Source organism: Shewanella sp. MEBiC00475 (assembly GCF_005234075.1).
Lineage (GTDB): Bacteria > Pseudomonadota > Gammaproteobacteria > Enterobacterales > Shewanellaceae > Shewanella > Shewanella polaris.
In genome coordinates this window covers 2416645-2436913 of record NZ_CP039928.1, presented here as the reverse complement: position 1 = coordinate 2436913, position 20269 = coordinate 2416645, and the positions used below count along the sequence as shown (strand labels likewise).

Below are 20269 nucleotides of genomic sequence, written 5' to 3'. Positions count from 1 at the left end.
ATTCTAGAGGTATTCATGCGCCGCTTTTTGCTCACAGGTTTAATGGCTAGTACGTTGCTCATCAATTCCACTTTCGCTCACGCAACTGAACCTTCGCCGCTCATCGTCGCAACAGAACAAATAGCACTATTTGAAAACGACAGCATATTGCCTCCAATTCATCCCTGGTCTGGCGCAAGTGAAGCATTACTGTTAAGTGCGGAGCAGCCTTGGGCAACCCCATTTGAGCAACAAGGCTATGTTTCAAGCCCAAACTATCACGACACCATGGAATGGTTAGACAAACTTGTCGACAGCAGCGACGTGTTACAAAAAATCAGTATTGGTAAAAGTCCCCAAGGACGCGATATATGGATGATTATTGCATCACAAGACGGAGAATCTACGGCACAAGCATTGAGTGATAATGGTAAAGCGACAGTACTTGTGCAAGCGGGCATTCATTCTGGTGAAATAGACGGCAAAGATGCAGGCATGATGCTGCTGCGTGACATCAGTCATAGCAACAAACGCGAGTTACTTGAAAATGTTAACTTACTGTTTATCCCTATTTTCAGTGTCGACGCCCACGAACGCAGCAGCCAATTTAACCGAGTCAATCAGCGAGGACCGGTCAATATGGGGTGGCGCACCACGGCCAACAACCTTAATTTAAACCGTGACTATGCTAAGGCAGATGCATTAGAAATGCAGCACCTTATCCGTGCGATTAATATTTGGCAGCCAGATTTATACATTGATATCCACGTAACCGACGGTATTGACTACCAATATGACGTGACCTTTGGTTACAACATTGCACAAGGGTATAGCCCAAGTATTTTTGCATGGTTAGAGTCTATTTATCGTCCTGCCGTTGAAAACGCATTAAGCGAACAAGGCCACATACCAGGCCAATTAGTGTTTGCTAACGATAATACTGATATGACTAAAGGCTTGTCTCTTTGGAACCCTAGCCCACGGTTTTCCAACGGCTATGGCGATGCTCGTCATTTACCGACTATTTTAATTGAAAACCACAGCCTTAAACCCTATAAACAACGAGTGCTTGGCACTTATGTGATGCTTGAACAAACCCTTAAAACGGTGGCAAAAAATAGCACTAAGCTAAAGTCTGCGATTAATGAAGACAAATACCGTAACCCAAGTAAATTAACCATTAGCTGGCAAAGTGAAACCTTAGCAGAAGGTAGAGACTTTAAAGGTATTGATTACCATATTGAGCAAAGCCCAATTAGTGGTGGCAAAGTAGTCCGCTGGACAGGTGAACCTAAGTTATATAAAAACTTACCCATTGTGGCTAACACAAAAGCAGATATCACAGTAACACGACCTGTAGCCTATTATATTCCACCACAATGGTCTGACGTTATTGAACGCTTATCTTTACATGGCATTAGAATGACGAGATTGAAAAAACCAAGGACGATAACAACTCAGCAATATCAATTCAGTGACCCATTATTCTCAAGTGCTGATTATGAAGGTCATCAAACCGTAATAGCGGCAACCTCCATCCATAAAATAAACGCCACACTTCCTACGGGTACTGTACGTATTCCAACCGACCAGCCTCTAGGGGATTTAGCCATGCTGTTGCTTGAACCTCAAGCAGAAGATTCTTTGTTTTACTGGGGGATGTTCAACACTATTTTTACCCGCACAGAATATATTGAGGACTACGCAGTAGAACCTTTAGCAGCAAAAATGTTACTCGAAAACCCGGCTCTACAAGCTGAATTTGATCTAGCGCTGAAGGATCAGGCTTTTGCCAATGATAGCAAAGCACGACTACGTTGGTTTTATCAACGCAGCCCTTACTACGATAATGAATACATGAAGTATCCGGTGCTGCGGGCTTCTAAGTAGTGAGCTCATGACTCTACAAGAATGTTGTCACTTGCAGAGTCAAGCCTTTGTGAATACTGTTCAATCAATTGTAGTTTTTGTTGACGAGAATGTTTCTTAATGGCTATTTCACGTTTTGATGCCTCACTTCTATCGGCTAATTGTTCTGTATAAACCAAGGTTAGCGGACCTTTACCTTTTAAATATTTAGCCGATTTGGCACCTCCCGCTTGATGCTCAGAAAAACGGCGAGAAATATCCGTAGTGATGCCGGTGTATAAATGTGAATTAGCGCAGCGAATAATGTACAAATACCAAGCTGAACATGTGTTTTTTTGCGACATAAAATATAAAAACCTTAAACGTGATCATAAATTTTTCGTGCCATCATGGCATACTAAGCACCATTAAAAAGTGAAGACCAATTTCAGCTAAAATACTGCTAATGTATTTTCGTTATTCATTAAGGAAGTTCTGATGTCCAATACTCAAGACCATTGCGCTCAACCAGCATTGCTTCATCCCGATCAAGCGATCGAGCAACTGTTAGCTCAAGTTGAAGCAACCCAAGATACCGATATAGTAGCATTAACCCAAGCTATCGATAGAGTACTAGCAGAAGATCTCGCATCGAGTATTGATTTACCCCCATTTGATAACTCATCAATGGACGGTTACGCATTCCGTTTTGCTGATTTAGCGACTTCACAGGATAAAACAACCTTCACCTTAGTGGGTAGCTCTTTTGCGGGGCACACTTTTAATGGCCAAGCGGTACCCAATAGTTGTATTCGTATTATGACGGGTGCCCCATTGCCTAGTGGTTTTGACACTGTGCAAATGCAAGAAAAAGCCCAAGTAATAGATGAAAACCACATTAGCATTGAACACCCACATCGGTTAGGTGCAAATGTACGCAAGCGTGGTGAAGAACTCCTTGCTGGCACCAAAGTATTGCATCGTGGCATCATTATTCGCGCAGCGGAAATGGGCGTACTCGCCACCATCGGCATCAGCCAAGTGAAAGTGACACGTAAATTGAAAGTGGCTTTCTTTTCCACTGGTGATGAATTACGCCCAGTAGGAAGTGAACTGGCTTTAGGGCAGATTTATGATTCAAATCGTTATTCAATTCAAGGGTTACTCAGTAAAAGCCACGTTGAATGGATTGATTTAGGTGTCATAGCAGACGATAAGGAAGCCATTCGCGGCGCGTTTAGAGAAGCTGCGGATCAAGCTGATATGGTGCTAACATCTGGCGGAGTATCGGTTGGTGATGCTGATTACACCAAACAGATTTTATCTGAAGAAGGCCAGATTACCTTTTGGAAACTTGCCATTAAACCAGGTAAACCTTTCGCCTTTGGCAAAATAGGGAATGCTATTTTTTGCGGCCTACCCGGAAATCCAGTCTCTTCGATGGTGACATTTTATAAGCTGGTGTTACCTATTTTAAATAAAATGCAGGGACTCAAACCTGTCACACCATTAAGTTGCCAAGCAAGGTTACTGAGCGACATACACAAATATCCTGGTAGAGTCGAATATCAACGCGGCATACTCAGTCGTAATGAGGCCGGCGAACTTGAAGTTGCCATTACAGGCAGCCAAGGTTCAGGCATGCTCACATCAATGAGTTTAGCGAATTGCTTTGTGATATTAGACCAAGCCCAAGGCAACACCCCCAAGGGCACTCAAGTCACCGTAGAGCCATTTAACAACGTATTGTGTTAGGAATATTATGGACTCACTCGATCAAGAGATACTCACTGACAATGAAATGCTGCGTTATAGCCGTCAGATCTCCATTAAAGCTATCGATATTGATGGCCAAGAAAAGCTTAAGCTTGCCAAAGTATTAATTATCGGTGCTGGCGGCTTAGGCTGTGCAGCAAGCCAATACCTTACTGTTGCGGGGGTGGGTGAAATTACCTTAGTTGATTTTGATACTGTAGAACTGTCTAATTTACAGCGTCAAGTATTGCACTATGATGTCAATATTGGCCATCCAAAAGTAGAATCAGCTAAACAGTCGCTTATACAGCTTAATCCCTTAGCCACCATCAATACCATTAACGCTCTGTTAGATGATGATGAGATTAATGAGCTGGTGAGCCAACATAGTTTAATTCTTGATTGCACAGATAACATGATAGTGCGAGAACAACTTAACAAGAGTTGTTTTGAACACAAAGTGCCCTTAGTGTCGGCAGCGGCCATTCGAATGGAAGGCACTGTAACAGTATTTGACTACTTACAAGACAGCCCTTGCTATCAATGTTTTAGTGCTTTATTTGGTGAGCAACAATTAACGTGTGTCGAAGCGGGTATTCTTGCGCCAGTGGTCGGCATGATTGGTTGTATTCAGGCAACTGAAGCAATAAAAGTCATCACTGGTATTGGTCAAGCTTTAACGGGTAAATTGTTAATGATTGATGCGATGACAATGGAGTTTAGGCAAATGTATTTACCTAAGCAACCTCACTGCAAAATTTGCAGTGTTAATCCGTAGATAAAACCACATCCCTAATGTCATAGTTATGGTGCTAATGTGCTGGCGAGTGTGTAACGCCAGAGTCGCTTAATGCACTGACAGCTCAGTCAGCTGTTGGCGCAACAACCAAAGCCGCTTGAACAAGCTTTTCTCGTTCCGCTTTGGCAATATAAGGTGATTTATTGGCAGCATGGAGCTTAGCGTTGGCTTTTTTTGCTTTTGCTTTAAGGGTTTGATTAATTTTCTTTTTACGATTCATATTGGTCACTTGAAATTATTTATACCCAATAATTATAATATCAAAGTGGCTAAAACCCTATTAATTCCAGCCTCTCTGTGACCAAATAATATCAATCGCGTATAGCGTTATTCTTGTAATACTACCCACAAAGCATGGATAAGCCCTGGTATAAAAAAGAAAATACATAATAGGATGTTAATTAATAAGTCTTTACCCATACCTTTTTTGAGCAACACCGCCACTGGTGGAAGTAAAATTGCAAGAATCACTAGTAGTAATTTATTAGAATCCATTTTAGTTACCTTTTATAAATTGATTAATTTAACCCGCGTTATGATACAAAATAGTATACTATACAATTTGTTAACATAATAAACACATTGTGATTCTATTGTGATTTTTAATACCGTAGACGAAACGGTTTCTCCGAGCACGATACCCATCAACCATAAAGTGAGCCAAATCGTGCCAAGCCAGAGCGCCTCTGAACTGATCAGATAATTATTGGAATAGGTATTATTACCGCACCATTTTTTAGCTAAATGGTGTGGAGCTTCGCAATCATTGATTCTCTTAATCCATAGTGCTGAAAACTTAAGGTGATACTTTCTTAAACCAACATTTCTCACAGCATATCAACTCACACTCAACATGCTGAGATTTAGCTATTCGCACATTTTTATTGCCGGGATGACTATCTTGTTGGGTTTATCGCTGGTGCGATAGGATGGCAGCTAAATAGTCAGTTAGTGTTTACTAGGCCATGGTAAATCATCGGGTAATTGCCATTGATTAACGAGCAATTGTTGGCATTCTGGCAACATAAACTGGCGTCCAAATAACGACGGAGTCTGGAAAATATAGTCTTGTTCTAAGTAAGTAAAATGCAAACTGTAAGCATGTAAATAACACCTATCACTCAACTCACCGCCATAAAGTTGATCGCCTAAAATAGGCACGCCGATACTGGCCAAAGCCACTCTGAGTTGATGAGTTTTGCCACTGAGCGGTTTAAGTAAATACATCCGCATACCTTGGCTGATATTGTGACTAAAAAACAGAGTTACTGCTGGGTTTTCAGTGGTTCGCAATAATTTATACATACTGCGACGCGACTTAGCCATGTCGCCAATAATCCAGCCCTGTTTCTTTTTAGGTTTACCGCAAGCAATCGCCAAATAATATTTTTGTACTTTATGCTCAGTAAACATTTTGGTAAACACATTTGCTGCTTGAGAAGATTTTGCCACAATCAACAAACCAGATGTAGGGGTATCAAGCCGATGGACCGGGTAAAGCTTATAACCTAAATCAGCTTCAGCTTGCGCTATCACGCCCGCACTGCCATCTTGACTATGAAAATGAACATAAGCTGACTTGCTAATGATAATAAAATCGGGTTGATCGCTGATCATTTGATACATAGCTTATCCGGCAAAGAGTATAGGGGAGCTTCTCAAGATTATTTAAAGTGAATACTCACCAACAAACCGGGGTGATTATCGTGTAATGAAATGGTCGCTTTATGACGAGATAAAATAGCTTTAACCATAGATAACCCTAAACCGGTTCCTTTATAATGACGGCTAGGATCTAAGCGGACTAAACGATCGAATACCCGCTCTTTATCTTCGTCAATAATACCTGGCCCGTTATCACTAATTTGAATATGCTTACCCTGCTGTTTAATACTGATTGTTGCACCGTCAGGGGAATATTTAATCGCGTTATCCACTAGATTGAACAGTGCTTGGAATAGCAAATATTTATCGCCATTCACGTAAACATCATCTTCTAGACTAATATTCAGCACTTGATCGCGACTCTCTGCAATCACCTCAGCCATTTCAAATAAATCTTGGCAAATCTGCTGTAAGCTCACAGGCTGCAAATCAAGTGTTTGCTGCCCTTCTTCAATGCGTGTTAACGACAACATTGCATCAAAAGTCCCAAGACAATGATCTAACTCTTCAAGTAACTCAGCTGTGGCGTCTGCAAGCTCAGAGGCTGGCTTTTGCGACAATAGCTCAATACCAATACGTAAATGCGATAATGGCGTACGTAAATCATGAGCAATGTTATCGGTCACACCACGAACAGCACGAAGGTTTAGCTCTAAAGTGTCCAGTACCAAATTAAATTGCCGTGCAAGCATATCAAATTCGTCTTGGCTTTCACTGACAGGTAAACGCGTTTCATAATGTCCGGCTTCAATTTGTTCACTTAAGCGGTTATATTCGACCAATCGTCTAAGAATTGCTTTTGAGAAAATATAACCCAACGCGAGTGTAAGCCCCAAGGTAAACGCCACCGCCCAAAATGCCGCATTAATAAATTTCTCAATTAACGTTGCAAGCTGATCGGTTCGGGTGGCGATCAGCACAGGGCCATAACGGGTAATAACCAGACCGCCGGTCAGAATATGCAGCTTATCTGGGCCGCCCGTGAAAATAGGGAAATCTTTAGTTTCAGGCAGTTGTGGCATGTTTTCGGGTAAAAATGTCAACGCGCCCACCATATCGACACTATTACGCCAGGCAATCAGTGCCGTTTTTGGATCGGCCGCACGAATTTGAGCCGCAAAACTGCGACGGTTTACCGTTAATGCTAACTGTTGATAGCGCTGCATTTCTGCAGCAAGGTGTTTGTCTACTTGATTTTGTTGCTCAATAACTAACTGTCGATAGAGACTAAGCACCAACATAACAATCAGTATTGTTACTAATGTCGAGAAGATAAGCGTGATACGCCACGCACTACTTTGGTAAGGCTTAATGCCTTTTACAAAGGCGATATCCTGCCCCTCTAACCGTTTCAATTAATTCACCATGGCCAAGTTCTTCAAACTTGCGACGTAACTTGGCAATGTGTACATCAATCACGTTGGTACGAGGATCAAAATGATAGTCCCATACCGCTTCAAATAATAATGTTCGGCTAATCACTTGATTAGGATGTTCCATTAAATATTTAAGCAATTGAAATTCTTTAGGTTGTAGCATTAACTCGCTATCATCAAGGGTGACTTTACGCGTTAATAACTCCATCTTTAAACTGCCCACTTCAATATCAGTGGCTGCAGGTTCAACGACATTACGTTGTGCAAGCTTCTCCGCACGCACTAATAATTCAGTAAAGGCAAATGGCTTAGTCATATAGTCATCACCACCAGCGCGCAAACCTTTTACACGTTCATCAACGTGGCTTAAAGCCGACAAAATTAGCACTGGTGTTTTGTTACCGCTGGTCCGCAGAGCTGACAATAATGTTAAGCCATCAAGTTTTGGCAACATGCGGTCAAGGATCAGTAAATCATATTGGTTATGCTTCGCTAACGTGAGACCTTCTTGGCCATCCGTCGCGCTATCAACTTGATAATTCTGAGCAGTAAATCCATCGGCTACATACTTTAATGTAGTAGCATCATCTTCAACCAATAAAATACGCATAGTCATAGAGTCTTTAATCCCATTTGAGCAGTGGTAGTGGACGTAGAGTTTCAATATCGAAAGCAATGGTATTTTTACTATCTTGATTGAGTAATTTTAATTCGAGATAACTAATTGATAAATCGTGATCCAATTCCGCCTGCGTTAAATATCCTTGTTGATTTTTAATCGCCAGAGTCACAAGTTCAGAAAACTTCATATGCTTAGCTTGGAGCAATTTTGCTGCATTCACTTGGCCAATGTCATCAGAGACATAAGCAGACGACTTTTCAGCTAACAAAGCACCGTCTAAAGCGCGATATTGGTATTTACTGATCTGGTGTTTATCTACGTTAACCATTGAAATTTTATATACTAACAAACCTTCTTCAACGTCAACATCAAAGTCACTTATTGTGCCTTCGTCTTGTTGTTCTAATTGTTCCATGACCGTTATTGGCTTCAAAAAGTCGCCATTGGTCAATAATGTGCGCATAGATGGTGTGGCCATCACGGCACAAGGAAGAAAGCATATTGCTAGCAGCAACCGAACCATCACAAGCCTCTATATAATTGAAAACGTTATCACACGCCTACTCTACCTAAGAGCAGCCAAAGTCCCAAGAAATCTAAGATTAATAATTGATCATAAATACCATTTTATGATGTGATCGTTCGATATTACGGGTTCAGAATATGAATTTGATCGGACTTTAGTGCAATAGTCGTTTTCACTCCGGCCTCGAGCGCTAACTTACGGACTAGATGTGTAGGCACATCGGCATTGATGATTGATCCGACATCGATCACCGACGCCATTACTCTCGAAGACTCACCCATTATCAGCACCGACTCAATCAGCACTTCTAACTTATTTATGCTTTTACATAAACGGCCACTGCTAATGGTATTAAAGCGGATGCCTTGATTTGGAATAACCCAGCGAATAGTTTGCCCAATAGTTAATTTTGGGGCACTGTCGCTAACAATCAATTCATGACCCAGTGTAAACGTAGTCATGTTACGTTCCATGTCTTGCTCGATCACTCGACCGTCAAAAATATTTCTCAAGCCCATTTGCCTTGCCACCGCTTCGTCATTTGGATGAGAGATCACCTCAAACGGCTCCCCGTGCTGGAGCATTTTTCCCTGACTAATCAATATCATCTTATCGGCCAATAACAAGGCCTCATGGGTGTCGTGCGTGACCATAACTACGGGAATAGATAATTGTTGTTTTAAGCGAGCGAGCTCAATATATAAGCGCTCACGAGTTTCTTTATCTACTGCTGAAAAAGGTTCATCAAGCAGCAAGATAGCAGGCTCTCGAGCCAGTGCGCGAGCGAGTGCTACACGTTGGCGTTGTCCACCAGACAATTGAGCAGGTAAACGATTAGGAAAACCATGTAAGTTGACACGATCTAACCAATCTAGCGCACGCGGTTTACGTAATGCTTTGGGTATATGGTCAAGCCCAGAAATGACATTATCTAACGCTGATAAATGCGGGAACAAACCAAAGTGCTGCGGCAAATAGCCAATATGCCTTTGCTGAGGGGTCAAAGAAATAGATTGTTGTTCATCAAACCACACCGCATCACCACAATGAATCTGACCATACTGAGGTAAGGTTAAACCGGCAATCATTCTAAGCAAGGTCGTTTTACCTCCACCAGAAGGGCCAACGACAGCTAACACTTCACCAGCCCGACAACTGAAGTGCGCTTCAAGAGGGATGGGAAATGTTTGTGAAATATCACATGTAAGATCAGCGTTGTGAGGCGCCATGATGCCCTCCTAAACGCCTCGACATACTGGTGGTCAGTGCCAACGCACTCACTGCAAACACTAATAAAACCAGAGACATCATTCCAGCCGAATCAAAATCGAATGCCTGCACACTATCATAAATCGATATTGAGATGGTTTTGGTTTCACCTGCAATGTTTCCACCCAACATTAACACTACACCAAATTCACCCAAAACATGGGAAAAACATAGCACCACGGCCGTTAATACACCAGGCCAAACCATGGGTAGTTCTACTCGGAAAAAGATACGCAATCGGCTCATGCCGCAACACGCAGCTGCATCGCGAATATCGATAGGAATGGTTTCAAACGCACGCTGAATCGGCTGAACGGCAAAGGGAATATTGACGATAATAGAGGCTATCACTAAGCCAGAAAAATGAAATACCAGTTGTTGCCCAGTTAACTGCTCAACCCATTGACCGATAATGCTCTGGTTACCTAAACCTACCAATAAGTAATAACCTATGACCGTAGGTGGCAACACTAATGGCACCATGATTAAGGCTTCGAGCCATGATTTACCTTTAAACTGGCGATAAGCTAATTCGCGGCCGACAAAAATGGCCAGTGGAATGAGTAAAATCACCGTAAAACAGCTCAATTTGACCGACAACCACAGAGCTTGCCAATCCATTAATCCACCTTACTAACAACATGTACGGGTAAATTAAACCCAAATTGAGAGAGAACTTCCTGTGCATCAGGTGATTGCATATATTGATAAAAACGTTCTGCCGTTTCAGAAGCATTGGGCATTAATGCCATACGTTGATTGATCGGTTGATACAGAGCATCGGGGATCACGACATAGTTACCACGCTTGATAAACTCAGGCGTTAGCGCCAATGATAATGGTACGATTCCTCCTTGAGTTGATCCACTGATGGTAAACTGGGCGGCTTGTGAGGCATTTTCGCCTAAAATTAATTTAGGCTGCACCGCATCCCATAAACCTTTCGCTTTAAGGACTTCTCGGGCACGCTCACCATAAGGAGCATGATCAGGATTGGCAATCGCAAACCGCGACAATTTACCATCGTTGATTAATTGCGTTAATCCAACTAATTCAGGGTCCAAAATGAGTGGTGATGATTTAGGCGCAGCCAATGCTAATCGCCCAATGGCATAAATAATGCCTTTATTTTGAGTCAAGCCAGCTTGATGCAGAATATCAATATAATCTTCATCAGCACTGAGCATTAATTCAAAAGGAGCACCATGCTTAATCTGAGTGACAAAATTGCCTGATGAACCATAACTGAGTCTTACAGATAGCCCCGTTTGCTGCTGAAAGCGTGTGGCAATTTCAGCCACAGCAAACTGAATATTTGCAGCGGCGGCAATAGCTGGTGTGTCACTGGCTATGCTTGCTGAACTAAATCCAACTAAACTAATAATCGCAAGTAACGCCGAAATACCGCCAGTATAAAACTTCAACGAAAGCCGATTAAAAAAATGAATCATGGTATTGATGAAATACATTGAAGATTTACCCTCGCTATTTACGAGCAATATGGAAAATTACTTTTGCCACATTTTAGCTGCTTGTTGATCGCTATCACGCGCTTCAACCCATTTAGCACCAGCGTCACCTGCTTCAAGCTTCCAGAAAGGCGCTTTGGTTTTTAAAAAGTCGATTAAAAATTCACAGGCAGCAAAAGCGGCTTTACGATGGGCACTGGTCACTCCAATAAATACAATTTGTTCGCCAAGTGCCAATGTACCAAAACGGTGAATAATGGTCACTTTGTTTAATGGCCAGCGTTCACAAGCTTGTTGGCTAATCTGCATTAATACTGATTCTGTCATCCCAGGATAATGCTCTAGGGTTAAATCAGTTACTGCACTGCCATCATTGAAGTCTCGTACTTTACCGACAAAATTGACTACTGCACCATCCTGATTATCGCAAGCCAGTAATGCATATTCATCGGCGACACTAAAGTCTTCAGTGTGAACTCGTATGATAATTTGATTGATCTGTTGCTGCATATTAACCTCCTGTGACTGGAGGGAAAAAGGCGACTTCATCACCATCGTTTACAGGCGAATCCCACTGGCTCATAGTTTGATTAATCGCGACCAATAATTTATCCGATGCCAACACTTTTGCCCACTTATCATCTGTGGCAGCAAGCGCTACGCGTAACGTTTCGGCGGTATCTATATTGTCGGCACAATGTTCAACTTTAGCGGTACCTAATAGTTCACGGATTTGGGCAAAAAATAACACTTGGATCATAGTAGTCTCTCAACGTATTTATTCATAAAACGTATTTAAATTTACGCTAGTGATAATTAACTGATTAGGCTTTAAAATGCCCAGACTTACCACCGCGTTTTTCAAGCAAGCGGACTTGAGAAATAATCATGTCCTTTTGCACAGCCTTACACATATCGTATATCGTTAATGCCGCCACTGACGCTGCGGTTAAGGCTTCCATTTCGACACCGGTTTTACCAGACAGCTTACACAAACTGGTAATGCGAACACGATTATTTTCAGGTTGAGCCTCTAGATCTACTTCTACTTTAGTTAGCATTAGTGGATGACATAAAGGAATTAAATCTGATGTTTTTTTTGCGGCTTGAATACCCGCGATACGTGCTGTAGCGAACACATCACCTTTGTGATGGCTACCACTCATGATCATGGTTAAGGTATCTGGTGCCATATCAATAAAGGCTTCAGCACGAGCTTCACGCTCGGTGACCGCTTTTTCAGTAACATCGACCATATGGGCATTGCCATCGGCGTTAATATGGGTAAAACGATTGCTCATACTTTTACAGCCTTATTAAAATTCAATGTCTATCGACTGAGCGTCACTGACATTGTGGGTGTCGTATCAGTTTGATTAGTCTTAAAATAGCTTAACCACCAATTGAGGCAAGATGTTGAGTCACGCCAGTAATACCTTGGTGTAAAAAATGGGTTTCTTTTTTCTGAGCTAATTGACCGTGTAAACGGCTAATTAATTCATCTCGTTGAGAAGAATCTTGGAGTAAATCACGTAAATCCACGCCATTTTCAGTAAACAAACATAGATGTAATTTACCTTTTGCAGAGACACGTAAACGGTTGCAACTGGCACAAAAGTTTTTTGCATAAGGCATGATTAACCCAATACGGCCTTTGTAATCTGTATGACTGAAGTTTTGTGCTGGACCATCATCAACATCAGGCAGATCATATAACCAGCCTTCTCGTTCAAGTTGTTTTTTAATGTCCACTCCAGCTAAATGGTGTGCATTAAAATAATCGCGACCTAAACCCGTCTCCATCAACTCAATAAAACGTAAATCAATGGGTGTGTTTTTAATCCAATGTAAAAAACGCGGTAAATCTTTATCGTTTAAGCCTTTCAATAGTACCGCATTAATTTTTACTCGCTCAAATCCAGCTTCAAGTGCGGCATCAATACCACGCATCACTTGATCGAATTTATTCTCACCCGTAATTTGATAAAACATTTTAGGATCTAAGCTATCAACTGACACATTAATGCGGCGCAGTCCGGCGTCATACCATTCTTTGGCATGTTGCTGTAAGCGATAGCCATTAGTTGTCATGGCTACAGTATTAATATTAGGGTTATCGGCAACAATCCGCACTATGTCGGTAAAGTCTTTACGAAGTGTAGGTTCGCCACCAGTGATACGAATTTTTTGCGTACCGACTTCACCAAAACCGGCAACTAAATTTTCAATCTCGTTGAGAGTTAAAAATGTAGGCTTACCGTCTGGGCGATAGCCGTCGGGCAAGCAATAAGTACATTTGAAGTTACAAACGTCAGTCACTGACATTCGTAAATAATGAAAACGTCGACCAAAACTATCTTGTAATTGGGACATGTTAACCTTTCCAAGTGTGGGAGGTAAGTGCATTTCTTTACTCACCCCGGTGGCAAAATTACCACGGCTAACTGTCCATATCATCGACGTAGGACAAAAAGCTCGGAGAACCGTCAGATCTGATTATAGGCCTAAATACCATTATACAAATACCCCTTTAGGTTAATATCTTAGCTAAAAAGATTATATCGTTTACTATTTGTGACTCGACTCACGCTGACAAGATTGTGTTTGCTACTGTGACAAAAGCAAATTTTGCGGTAAGGTAAGTAAAAGGATAAACGATCGTTTACATATCGTTATAAAAAAACAATAAACCCGCGATGAACGGGATACTTTGAAAGGTGAGAACATGGAACGCGAGTCAATGGAGTTCGACGTTGTAATTGTCGGTGCAGGCCCTGCAGGCTTAGCAACGGCTTGTCGTTTAATGCAAATATCTAAAGATGCAGATAAAGAAATCACTGTTTGTGTGGTAGAAAAAGGCTCTGAGGTTGGTGCGCATATATTATCGGGGGCGGTATTTGAACCTGATGTTCTGGACGAATTATTTAATGATTGGCGTGACTCCGATATTCCTCTGAATACTAAAGTCACTCATGACGAAATCTATTTATTAAATTCAGAGACAAAATCTCGCTTAATGCCAAACAGTTTAGTGCCAAAAACAATGCACAATGATGGTAATTATATTATTAGTGTCGGCAATTTATCACGCTGGTTAGCCAACAGAGCAGAAGCGATGGGAGTAGAAATTTTCCCTGGTTTTGCTGCAAGTGAATTACTGTTTAATGAAGACAACAGTGTTAAAGGCATTCTAATCGGTGACATGGGTGTTAGCGAAGATGGTAAACACAAAGATAGTTATATGCCAGGTATGGAGTTACATGCAAAATACACAGTCTTTTCAGAAGGTTGCCGTGGTCACCTAGGTAAACAACTGATCCAAAAATACCATTTAGATAATGGTAAAACCCCACAACACTATGGCTTAGGCTTTAAAGAAATTTGGAAAATACCTGCAGAACAACATCAAGAAGGTAAAGTTGTTCACACTGGTGGTTGGCCACTTGTCAATGGCTCATCTGGTGGAGGTTTCCTATACCACATGGAAGACAACCAAGTCGCTGTGGGATTAATTATTGATTTAAATTATAAAAACCCTCACCTCAGCCCATTTGATGAGTTTCAACGCTACAAAACTCATACCGTTATAGCCAACACATTAGCAGGCGGAGAACGCTTAGTTTACGGTGCTAGAGCCATTGCTAAAGGCGGTTTAAATTCATTACCTAAAATGAGTTTCCCTGGTGGTCTAATTATTGGTTGTAATGCCGGTACCCTTAACTTTGCTAAAATTAAGGGCACTCATACTGCAATAAAAAGCGGCATTATTGCTGCCAAAACCTTAGGCGAAGGCTTAATTGCTGGCTTGGAAGGTGGCAAAGACCTTGATTGCTTCCAAGAGCGTTTCGAAGAAAGCTGGTTACATGAAGAACTTCATAGCTCGCGCAATTTTGGTTCTGCATTGCACAAATTTGGCACCTTACTTGGTGGTGCATTCAACTTTATAGATCAAAATTGGTTCGGTGGTAAATTTCCGGTAACGTTCAGAGATAACACACCTGATTACGCCACAATGGGATTAGCCAGCGACTATAATAAAATTGATTATCCTAAACCTGACGGTAAATTAAGTTTTGATAAGTTATCTTCAGTATATCTATCGAATACTTTCCACGAAGAAGATCAGCTTTGTCATTTGCGTTTAAAAGACCAAAGTATTCCCATTTCGGTCAATTTAGTTAAATTTGATGAACCAGCACAACGTTATTGTCCAGCGGGTGTTTATGAAATAGTTGAAGACGCGGGTGACAAGAAATTTGTGATTAATGGTCAAAATTGTATTCACTGTAAAACTTGTGACATCAAAGACCCAAGCCAGAATATTACCTGGGTAACACCAGAAGGTGGTGGTGGACCAAACTACCCCAATATGTAAGCTAACCAAATAGCCACTCAATAACTAATTTATTGGCTAGCCTCAAAAAACGCACATAAGATAATAGTGCGTTTTTTTTATTTTATCGACTATCATTATCCACATAAAATCAAAACGACCTACGCCAAAAGACTATTTTGCTTATTAAATTAACTTAAACGCAAAATAGTTATCAATTTATTACCATTATTTCCGATATATCTTAAAGATACTCCCTAGAGGCTGTTGTAGATGAATACGTTTACCATTAAACAAAAAATATTACTGACCGTGACCATTGCAGTACTGCTATCAACGATCCTAGTCGGATTATTGAGTCAACGAAGTGCCAAGCAAATCGTCGAACAACGGATGTTAAATTCGGAAATGCCCAGCTTAGTGATGCAAATCCGTAATGAAGTCGATCTTCAAATTAGTAGCTTGATCAATGCTGGGGAGCAGCTAGCGAAGAGTCGTATGTTACTTGGATGGCTTCAAAATGGTCGTCCTACCGACCAAGAAAGCCTAGTCACCGCACAGCTCAATGATATGAAAGATCAATATGATTTGGCTCAAGCATCTTACACAGACCGCGAAACCGGAGCTTACTATACCCAGAATGGTTTTTTACGCATATTAAACCAAGAACAAGATGCTTGGTTTTTTGATTTCCGAGATAGTAAACAAGAACGGATGTTGACTGTCTTTACTGAAGCCAATGGTGAGGTAAAACTTTATATTTCCTACCAACAACCTAATGGTCGTGGCATGGTGAGTTTAGGCAAATCATTAGATGATATGGTTAATTTACTGGCTTCATTTAAAATAGAAGACACTGGATTTGTCTATTTAGTTGATACTAACGGTGATGTCAAACTGCATCAAGACACTACAAAGGTGGGTAAAGCCAAGCTCAGCACTTTATATCCTAATGCAAATACCAACCAATTACTGAATAAAAGCGATTTTAACTTGGTTAAAACAGAAGTAGATGGCCAGAAAATGTTGATCGCCAGTAGCTACATCAAGTCGATGGATTGGTACTTGGTTGCGCAAGTGCCTGAAGCAGAGGTATTTGCCCTATTACAAGAATCCGCTTATCAAATATTAATGTGGACAATACTCATTGCTGTGGTATTTATTGCCATTTCGATTGCTGTTGCAGGGTCTGTCAGTCGTCCTATTGCCCATATTGCAGAGTTATTTCGTAATATTGGTGAAGGCGAAGGCGATTTACGTCAAAGACTACCCGTTAATGGTAATGACGAAATAGCTCAGCTTGCTCGTGGTTTTAATAGTTTCATTAGCAAAATTCAAGATACGGTAGTCGAAGTTGCCAACACCAGCGAACAACTAGGTCTATCAGCCGTTGATGTTTCAAACCAAGCTAATCAAACGTTAAGTGATAGCCAGTTACAAAAAGATCGCACAATCCAGGTTGTGACCGCGATTAACGAAATGGGTGCTACGGTTAATGAGATTGCGTCCAATGCAGCTCAAGCCGCTGTCACAGCCCGTGATGCTGATACCGAATCAATGGAAGGTCAGAAAGTCGTCACGCGCGCACGTTCAACCATTAACCTATTATCTAAAGACGTCGAACAGGTTGGAGAAGTGATTGAGTCACTCGCTACGCACACTAAATCAATTGGTAGTATTTTAGATGTAATCCGTGCTATTTCAGAACAAACTAACCTTTTAGCACTTAACGCGGCAATTGAAGCGGCTCGAGCAGGTGAAGCGGGACGAGGATTTGCGGTTGTTGCTGATGAAGTACGTAACTTAGCATCTCGTACGGCGGTTTCTACCAACGAAGTACAAACTATGATAGATAAGCTTCAGTCAGAAACCACTCGTGCAGTGAGTGCAATGGAGCAATCACGTAGTCGCTCACATGAGGGGGTTACAGCAGTAGATGAAGCCAGCCATTCGTTGAGTGGTATTAGCGAACGAATTGCTGAGATTAGCGACATGAACATTCAAATAGCAACGGCTACAGAAGAGCAGTCAACAGTAGTCGAAGACATTAACCGCAATGTAACCGACATCAACGATATTACTCAGCGTACAGCAAATACCGCACATGCTGCAGCCAATGCAAGTAAATCATTGAATGAGTTGGCAACACGCCTTGATACTCTAGTGGCCCGCTTTAAAGTGTAATGAGTTAATATTTAGCACTAATAAAAAACCACTCCTTTGAGTGGTTTTTATTTGCCTATAATTATTTTTGACTTACCAATAAATCCGAATAGTGAACTACCCACCGACGCACTTCGTGTCGATCAATGGGCTTCTGCAATCTCGTTTTTAAAGACTAGATTGCTTTTTTTCTCAGTTCCCACACCAAACTTTGATTACTCAAAGATTTTCATTTTAGAAGGTGATTTCTACTGAGATTTGGGCAACGCCCTAACTAATATCCCATTAGCTATTAACTCTTTTTCACCAGTATTGGCTACGGATTTAGCGGCCGCTAAATCTCTGCATTGCACCAACCCGCATTTTTCACACTCGAACTCTCTAATACCTAGACCCAATTTATGTTCGTGGGTGCAGCAACTACAGAGCCCTGATGATTTCACATATCGACCGATTTCATGGTAAACAGCACCGTTTACTTCAGCCTTGTACTTGACCAATTCCGTGAGCATACCCATGACGTTATCATTCACCATAGCGCCGTTAAATTGCTGCATTCCTTTTACGTTCAAATCCTCAAACACAATGATATCGCTGGACTTGGCTATCGTACAGCTGATTTCATGTGCAAACGCTAGGCGCTGGCGAGAGATTTTTCCGTGAAGTGTGTTTAAGCGTGATTTTGTTTTGTGCCAGCGATTTGAGCCCTGCTTTCGACGACTTAACTGGACTTGAATTTGCCAGAGGCCTTTTTAAAGGCTTTTGGTTTTTTTACGTACCATCCGTTTGAACCTACAACCGTCAGTTGACTGTTAATATCATAACCAATAAGCGTTGATAATATTTTCTTAGCACTTTTGCATTTAACCTCTTGGGTCAGAGAGACATACCATTTGCCGTGGCGCATTTGGATGGTAGCGGTTTTGATTGCACTTGCCAACTTACGATGTAAAACCAACGGCACTTTGCCGATTTTAGGGAGACTCATCGCGCCTTTTTCTATCCGAATACAATTAGCGTTATTCACGCAACGAAAGCTGTCATCGTGGCGTTTCTTCTGCTTAAAACTAACCTTGAATGTAGGAAACTTCTGTAAACGTTTTTTGTTAAACGAATTCTTTAGTGCTGCATCAAGATCTCGCGCTACTTGTTGTGAGGCCGCTGAATCAAAAGCTTTTAACCAGTCAAATTCTTCAAACTGTTTTAAGTCCTTAATAAGTGCAGCCATTTCGTTGTAAAACAAAAAGGTTTTATCGTACTGATAGCGGCGCATGTTTTCAGATAACAACAAGTTCCACACGCCACGGGCGTATGAACCAAATTCCACTAGCTTGGCTTCCTGCTCTAGTGTCGGCTTGAGCCGATAGTTGTATCTGAGAGTCTTTTTCATACACTGTATAGACTACTGTATACGCCGAGGTTGTCAAGTGGAGTAGCAAACCAAGTCACATTGTAAACATCTAATTGCCCTACACTTAATTCTTGTTGTTAAATATCGAAAACAACTACTTTTGGGTGAGGTTGCCGAGTTTATGAAATTGAAAATAATGGACATAGCATCTCGGTCGGATTTCAAAGTAGAAGAGATCGAAGTTGACAAAGATCATATACACATTCTTCTCACAATCTCACCAACCATCTGTGTTTCGAACTATGTGCGACGAATGAAACAGTCTACAACACAGAGTCTTTGGGCTAGGTACGAGTGGCTTACAAATCAGTTCTGGCGTGAAAGGGCATTTTGGTCAGATGGATATTTTGTTTGCTCTGTTGGAAATACTTCGGCAGAAACAGTTCGGAAATACATTCAAGATCAAGGTTAGTTTAACGATTCATCCCACCGACGCCACTTCGTGTCGATCAGTGGGTTTGCTCGACATTTTCGATAAAATAAAACATACATCACTTAAACATAGTGAATATGAGAACAAGACAATATCGGTGACGAATTACAGAACCTTGCATGGTAATTAGCCATCTTGATGTTTCCATGGCTGTAGGTTTTTATAATTAGAATGTCGGATGCTATCGCCATGACGTGCATGAGAGCCTGGTTGATCACTTGAGGGTTATAACGTTAGGTTGTACGTAGGTATTTGGTCATATGACGAACGTGCGACGGTTGTCTGCACTTTGACCAATGTCTTTGATACAGGAATACAATCAAGTTATGTACTCGAAAGAGAATTTGAACATGTGCTATTTATCCATTATGCCAATGTTGTTATTTAATACACAGCTTGCTTCAAGCAAAACCACTCTGTAGCAAAAGACACTGATTTTTATTGATGAATATATTATTGAATACATGATGAATGGTTAGATAAATATATGTAGATATACGTAACTAGCATAGGAAAGACTATCGCCAATAATTGACAATAAATATCTAGTGTCACGGAATCTGACTGATAAAAAGCAACAACAATAGCTAAGACTTCAATGATGTTAAGAACAATTTTATT

At 41.2% G+C, this 20269-nt stretch carries 22 protein-coding genes and 1 riboswitch; of the genes, 6 read left to right on the top strand and 16 right to left on the bottom strand.

Features of this window, described 5'->3' with window-relative positions; translation table 11 throughout:
* The first annotated feature begins 15 nt into the window (after positions 1 to 15).
* Positions 16 to 1869: a M14 family metallopeptidase gene (locus FCN25_RS10830; protein WP_137224635.1), complete on the top strand. Its 1854-nt coding sequence runs from the start codon at positions 16 to 18 to the stop codon at positions 1867 to 1869.
* A 5-nt stretch (positions 1870 to 1874) separates the two neighbouring features.
* On the opposite strand, the gene FCN25_RS10825 is transcribed toward FCN25_RS10830, so the two are convergent.
* Positions 1875 to 2192: a GIY-YIG nuclease family protein gene (locus FCN25_RS10825; protein ID WP_137224632.1), complete on the bottom strand. Its 318-nt coding sequence runs from the start codon at positions 2190 to 2192 to the stop codon at positions 1875 to 1877.
* A gap of 133 nt (positions 2193 to 2325) precedes the next feature.
* Between FCN25_RS10825 and glp the strand changes: the two genes are divergently transcribed.
* Both glp and moeB read left to right on the top strand, forming a co-directional pair.
* A complete protein-coding gene (glp, locus tag FCN25_RS10820; protein WP_137224629.1) occupies positions 2326 to 3582 on the top strand; it encodes a gephyrin-like molybdotransferase Glp in 1257 nt (418 codons plus the stop codon).
* 7 nt (positions 3583 to 3589) lie between these two features.
* Positions 3590 to 4360, top strand: a complete 771-nt coding sequence (gene moeB, locus FCN25_RS10815; RefSeq protein ID WP_175405852.1) for a molybdopterin-synthase adenylyltransferase MoeB — start codon at positions 3590 to 3592, stop codon at positions 4358 to 4360.
* Positions 4361 to 4445: 85 nt separating this feature from the next.
* Here the strand turns inward: moeB and FCN25_RS10810 are convergent, their stop codons facing one another.
* The 13 genes from FCN25_RS10810 to moaA all read right to left on the bottom strand — a co-directional run bounded on the left by FCN25_RS10810 (position 4446) and on the right by moaA (position 13681).
* The gene (locus tag FCN25_RS10810) at positions 4446 to 4601 is read right to left on the bottom strand and encodes a DUF2986 domain-containing protein (protein ID WP_137224624.1); all 156 of its coding nucleotides are present in this window, start codon (positions 4599 to 4601) and stop codon (positions 4446 to 4448) included.
* Between the two features lie 107 nt (positions 4602 to 4708).
* Positions 4709 to 4876 carry a YqaE/Pmp3 family membrane protein gene (locus FCN25_RS10805; RefSeq protein ID WP_137224622.1) on the bottom strand — a complete coding sequence of 56 codons (168 nt, stop codon included), beginning with the start codon at positions 4874 to 4876 and terminating at the stop codon, positions 4709 to 4711.
* 453 nt (positions 4877 to 5329) lie between these two features.
* Positions 5330 to 6007, bottom strand: a complete 678-nt coding sequence (locus tag FCN25_RS10800) for a TIGR01621 family pseudouridine synthase (protein WP_137224620.1) — start codon at positions 6005 to 6007, stop codon at positions 5330 to 5332.
* A gap of 38 nt (positions 6008 to 6045) precedes the next feature.
* The gene (locus FCN25_RS10795; protein ID WP_137227387.1) at positions 6046 to 7287 is read right to left on the bottom strand and encodes a HAMP domain-containing sensor histidine kinase; all 1242 of its coding nucleotides are present in this window, start codon (positions 7285 to 7287) and stop codon (positions 6046 to 6048) included.
* A 67-nt stretch (positions 7288 to 7354) separates the two neighbouring features.
* Complete coding sequence (locus FCN25_RS10790; RefSeq protein ID WP_137227386.1) at positions 7355 to 8032, bottom strand: response regulator transcription factor; 678 nt, start codon at positions 8030 to 8032, stop codon at positions 7355 to 7357.
* Between the two features lie 13 nt (positions 8033 to 8045).
* Positions 8046 to 8522, bottom strand: a complete 477-nt coding sequence (locus FCN25_RS10785) for a hypothetical protein (protein WP_254693629.1) — start codon at positions 8520 to 8522, stop codon at positions 8046 to 8048.
* A gap of 170 nt (positions 8523 to 8692) precedes the next feature.
* Positions 8693 to 9799, bottom strand: a complete 1107-nt coding sequence (locus tag FCN25_RS10780) for an ABC transporter ATP-binding protein (protein ID WP_137224615.1) — start codon at positions 9797 to 9799, stop codon at positions 8693 to 8695.
* The gene (gene modB / locus FCN25_RS10775) at positions 9780 to 10460 is read right to left on the bottom strand and encodes a molybdate ABC transporter permease subunit (RefSeq protein ID WP_137224613.1); all 681 of its coding nucleotides are present in this window, start codon (positions 10458 to 10460) and stop codon (positions 9780 to 9782) included. The genes FCN25_RS10780 and modB overlap by 20 nt, the downstream gene beginning before the upstream one ends.
* Positions 10460 to 11224 (bottom strand): molybdate ABC transporter substrate-binding protein, encoded by a 765-nt coding sequence (gene modA / locus FCN25_RS10770; RefSeq protein ID WP_254693772.1) that lies wholly within the window; start codon positions 11222 to 11224, stop codon positions 10460 to 10462. Before modA ends, modB begins: the two co-directional genes overlap by 1 nt.
* 123 nt (positions 11225 to 11347) lie before the next feature.
* Positions 11348 to 11818: a molybdopterin synthase catalytic subunit MoaE gene (moaE, locus tag FCN25_RS10765; protein ID WP_137224610.1), complete on the bottom strand. Its 471-nt coding sequence runs from the start codon at positions 11816 to 11818 to the stop codon at positions 11348 to 11350.
* A 1-nt stretch (position 11819) separates the two neighbouring features.
* The gene (gene moaD, locus FCN25_RS10760) at positions 11820 to 12068 is read right to left on the bottom strand and encodes a molybdopterin synthase sulfur carrier subunit (protein WP_137224607.1); all 249 of its coding nucleotides are present in this window, start codon (positions 12066 to 12068) and stop codon (positions 11820 to 11822) included.
* 64 nt (positions 12069 to 12132) lie between these two features.
* Entirely contained in the window at positions 12133 to 12609 is a 477-nt protein-coding gene (gene moaC, locus FCN25_RS10755; RefSeq protein ID WP_137224605.1) for a cyclic pyranopterin monophosphate synthase MoaC, read from the bottom strand.
* 91 nt (positions 12610 to 12700) lie between these two features.
* Positions 12701 to 13681 carry a GTP 3',8-cyclase MoaA gene (gene moaA / locus FCN25_RS10750; RefSeq protein ID WP_137224604.1) on the bottom strand — a complete coding sequence of 327 codons (981 nt, stop codon included), beginning with the start codon at positions 13679 to 13681 and terminating at the stop codon, positions 12701 to 12703.
* A riboswitch (molybdenum cofactor riboswitch) is annotated at positions 13669 to 13801 on the bottom strand. (Overlaps the previous gene by 13 nt.)
* A gap of 232 nt (positions 13802 to 14033) precedes the next feature.
* Here moaA and FCN25_RS10745 point away from each other — a divergent pair.
* Together FCN25_RS10745 and FCN25_RS10740 are read left to right on the top strand one after the other, a co-directional pair.
* Positions 14034 to 15683: an electron transfer flavoprotein-ubiquinone oxidoreductase gene (locus tag FCN25_RS10745; RefSeq protein ID WP_137224601.1), complete on the top strand. Its 1650-nt coding sequence runs from the start codon at positions 14034 to 14036 to the stop codon at positions 15681 to 15683.
* Between the two features lie 231 nt (positions 15684 to 15914).
* A complete protein-coding gene (locus tag FCN25_RS10740) occupies positions 15915 to 17825 on the top strand; it encodes a methyl-accepting chemotaxis protein (protein WP_137224598.1) in 1911 nt (636 codons plus the stop codon).
* A gap of 227 nt (positions 17826 to 18052) precedes the next feature.
* Here the strand turns inward: FCN25_RS10740 and FCN25_RS21155 are convergent, their stop codons facing one another.
* Together FCN25_RS21155 and FCN25_RS21150 are read right to left on the bottom strand one after the other, a co-directional pair.
* Positions 18053 to 18541, bottom strand: coding sequence for a transposase (locus tag FCN25_RS21155; protein ID WP_254693771.1), 489 nt, complete (start codon positions 18539 to 18541; stop codon positions 18053 to 18055).
* The gene (locus tag FCN25_RS21150; protein WP_254693628.1) at positions 18526 to 19194 is read right to left on the bottom strand and encodes an RNA-guided endonuclease TnpB family protein; all 669 of its coding nucleotides are present in this window, start codon (positions 19192 to 19194) and stop codon (positions 18526 to 18528) included. The genes FCN25_RS21155 and FCN25_RS21150 overlap by 16 nt, the downstream gene beginning before the upstream one ends.
* 73 nt (positions 19195 to 19267) lie before the next feature.
* Between FCN25_RS21150 and tnpA the strand changes: the two genes are divergently transcribed.
* Positions 19268 to 19627 carry an IS200/IS605 family transposase gene (tnpA, locus tag FCN25_RS21345; protein WP_217495339.1) on the top strand — a complete coding sequence of 120 codons (360 nt, stop codon included), beginning with the start codon at positions 19268 to 19270 and terminating at the stop codon, positions 19625 to 19627.
* The last annotated feature ends 642 nt before the right edge of the window (positions 19628 to 20269 follow it).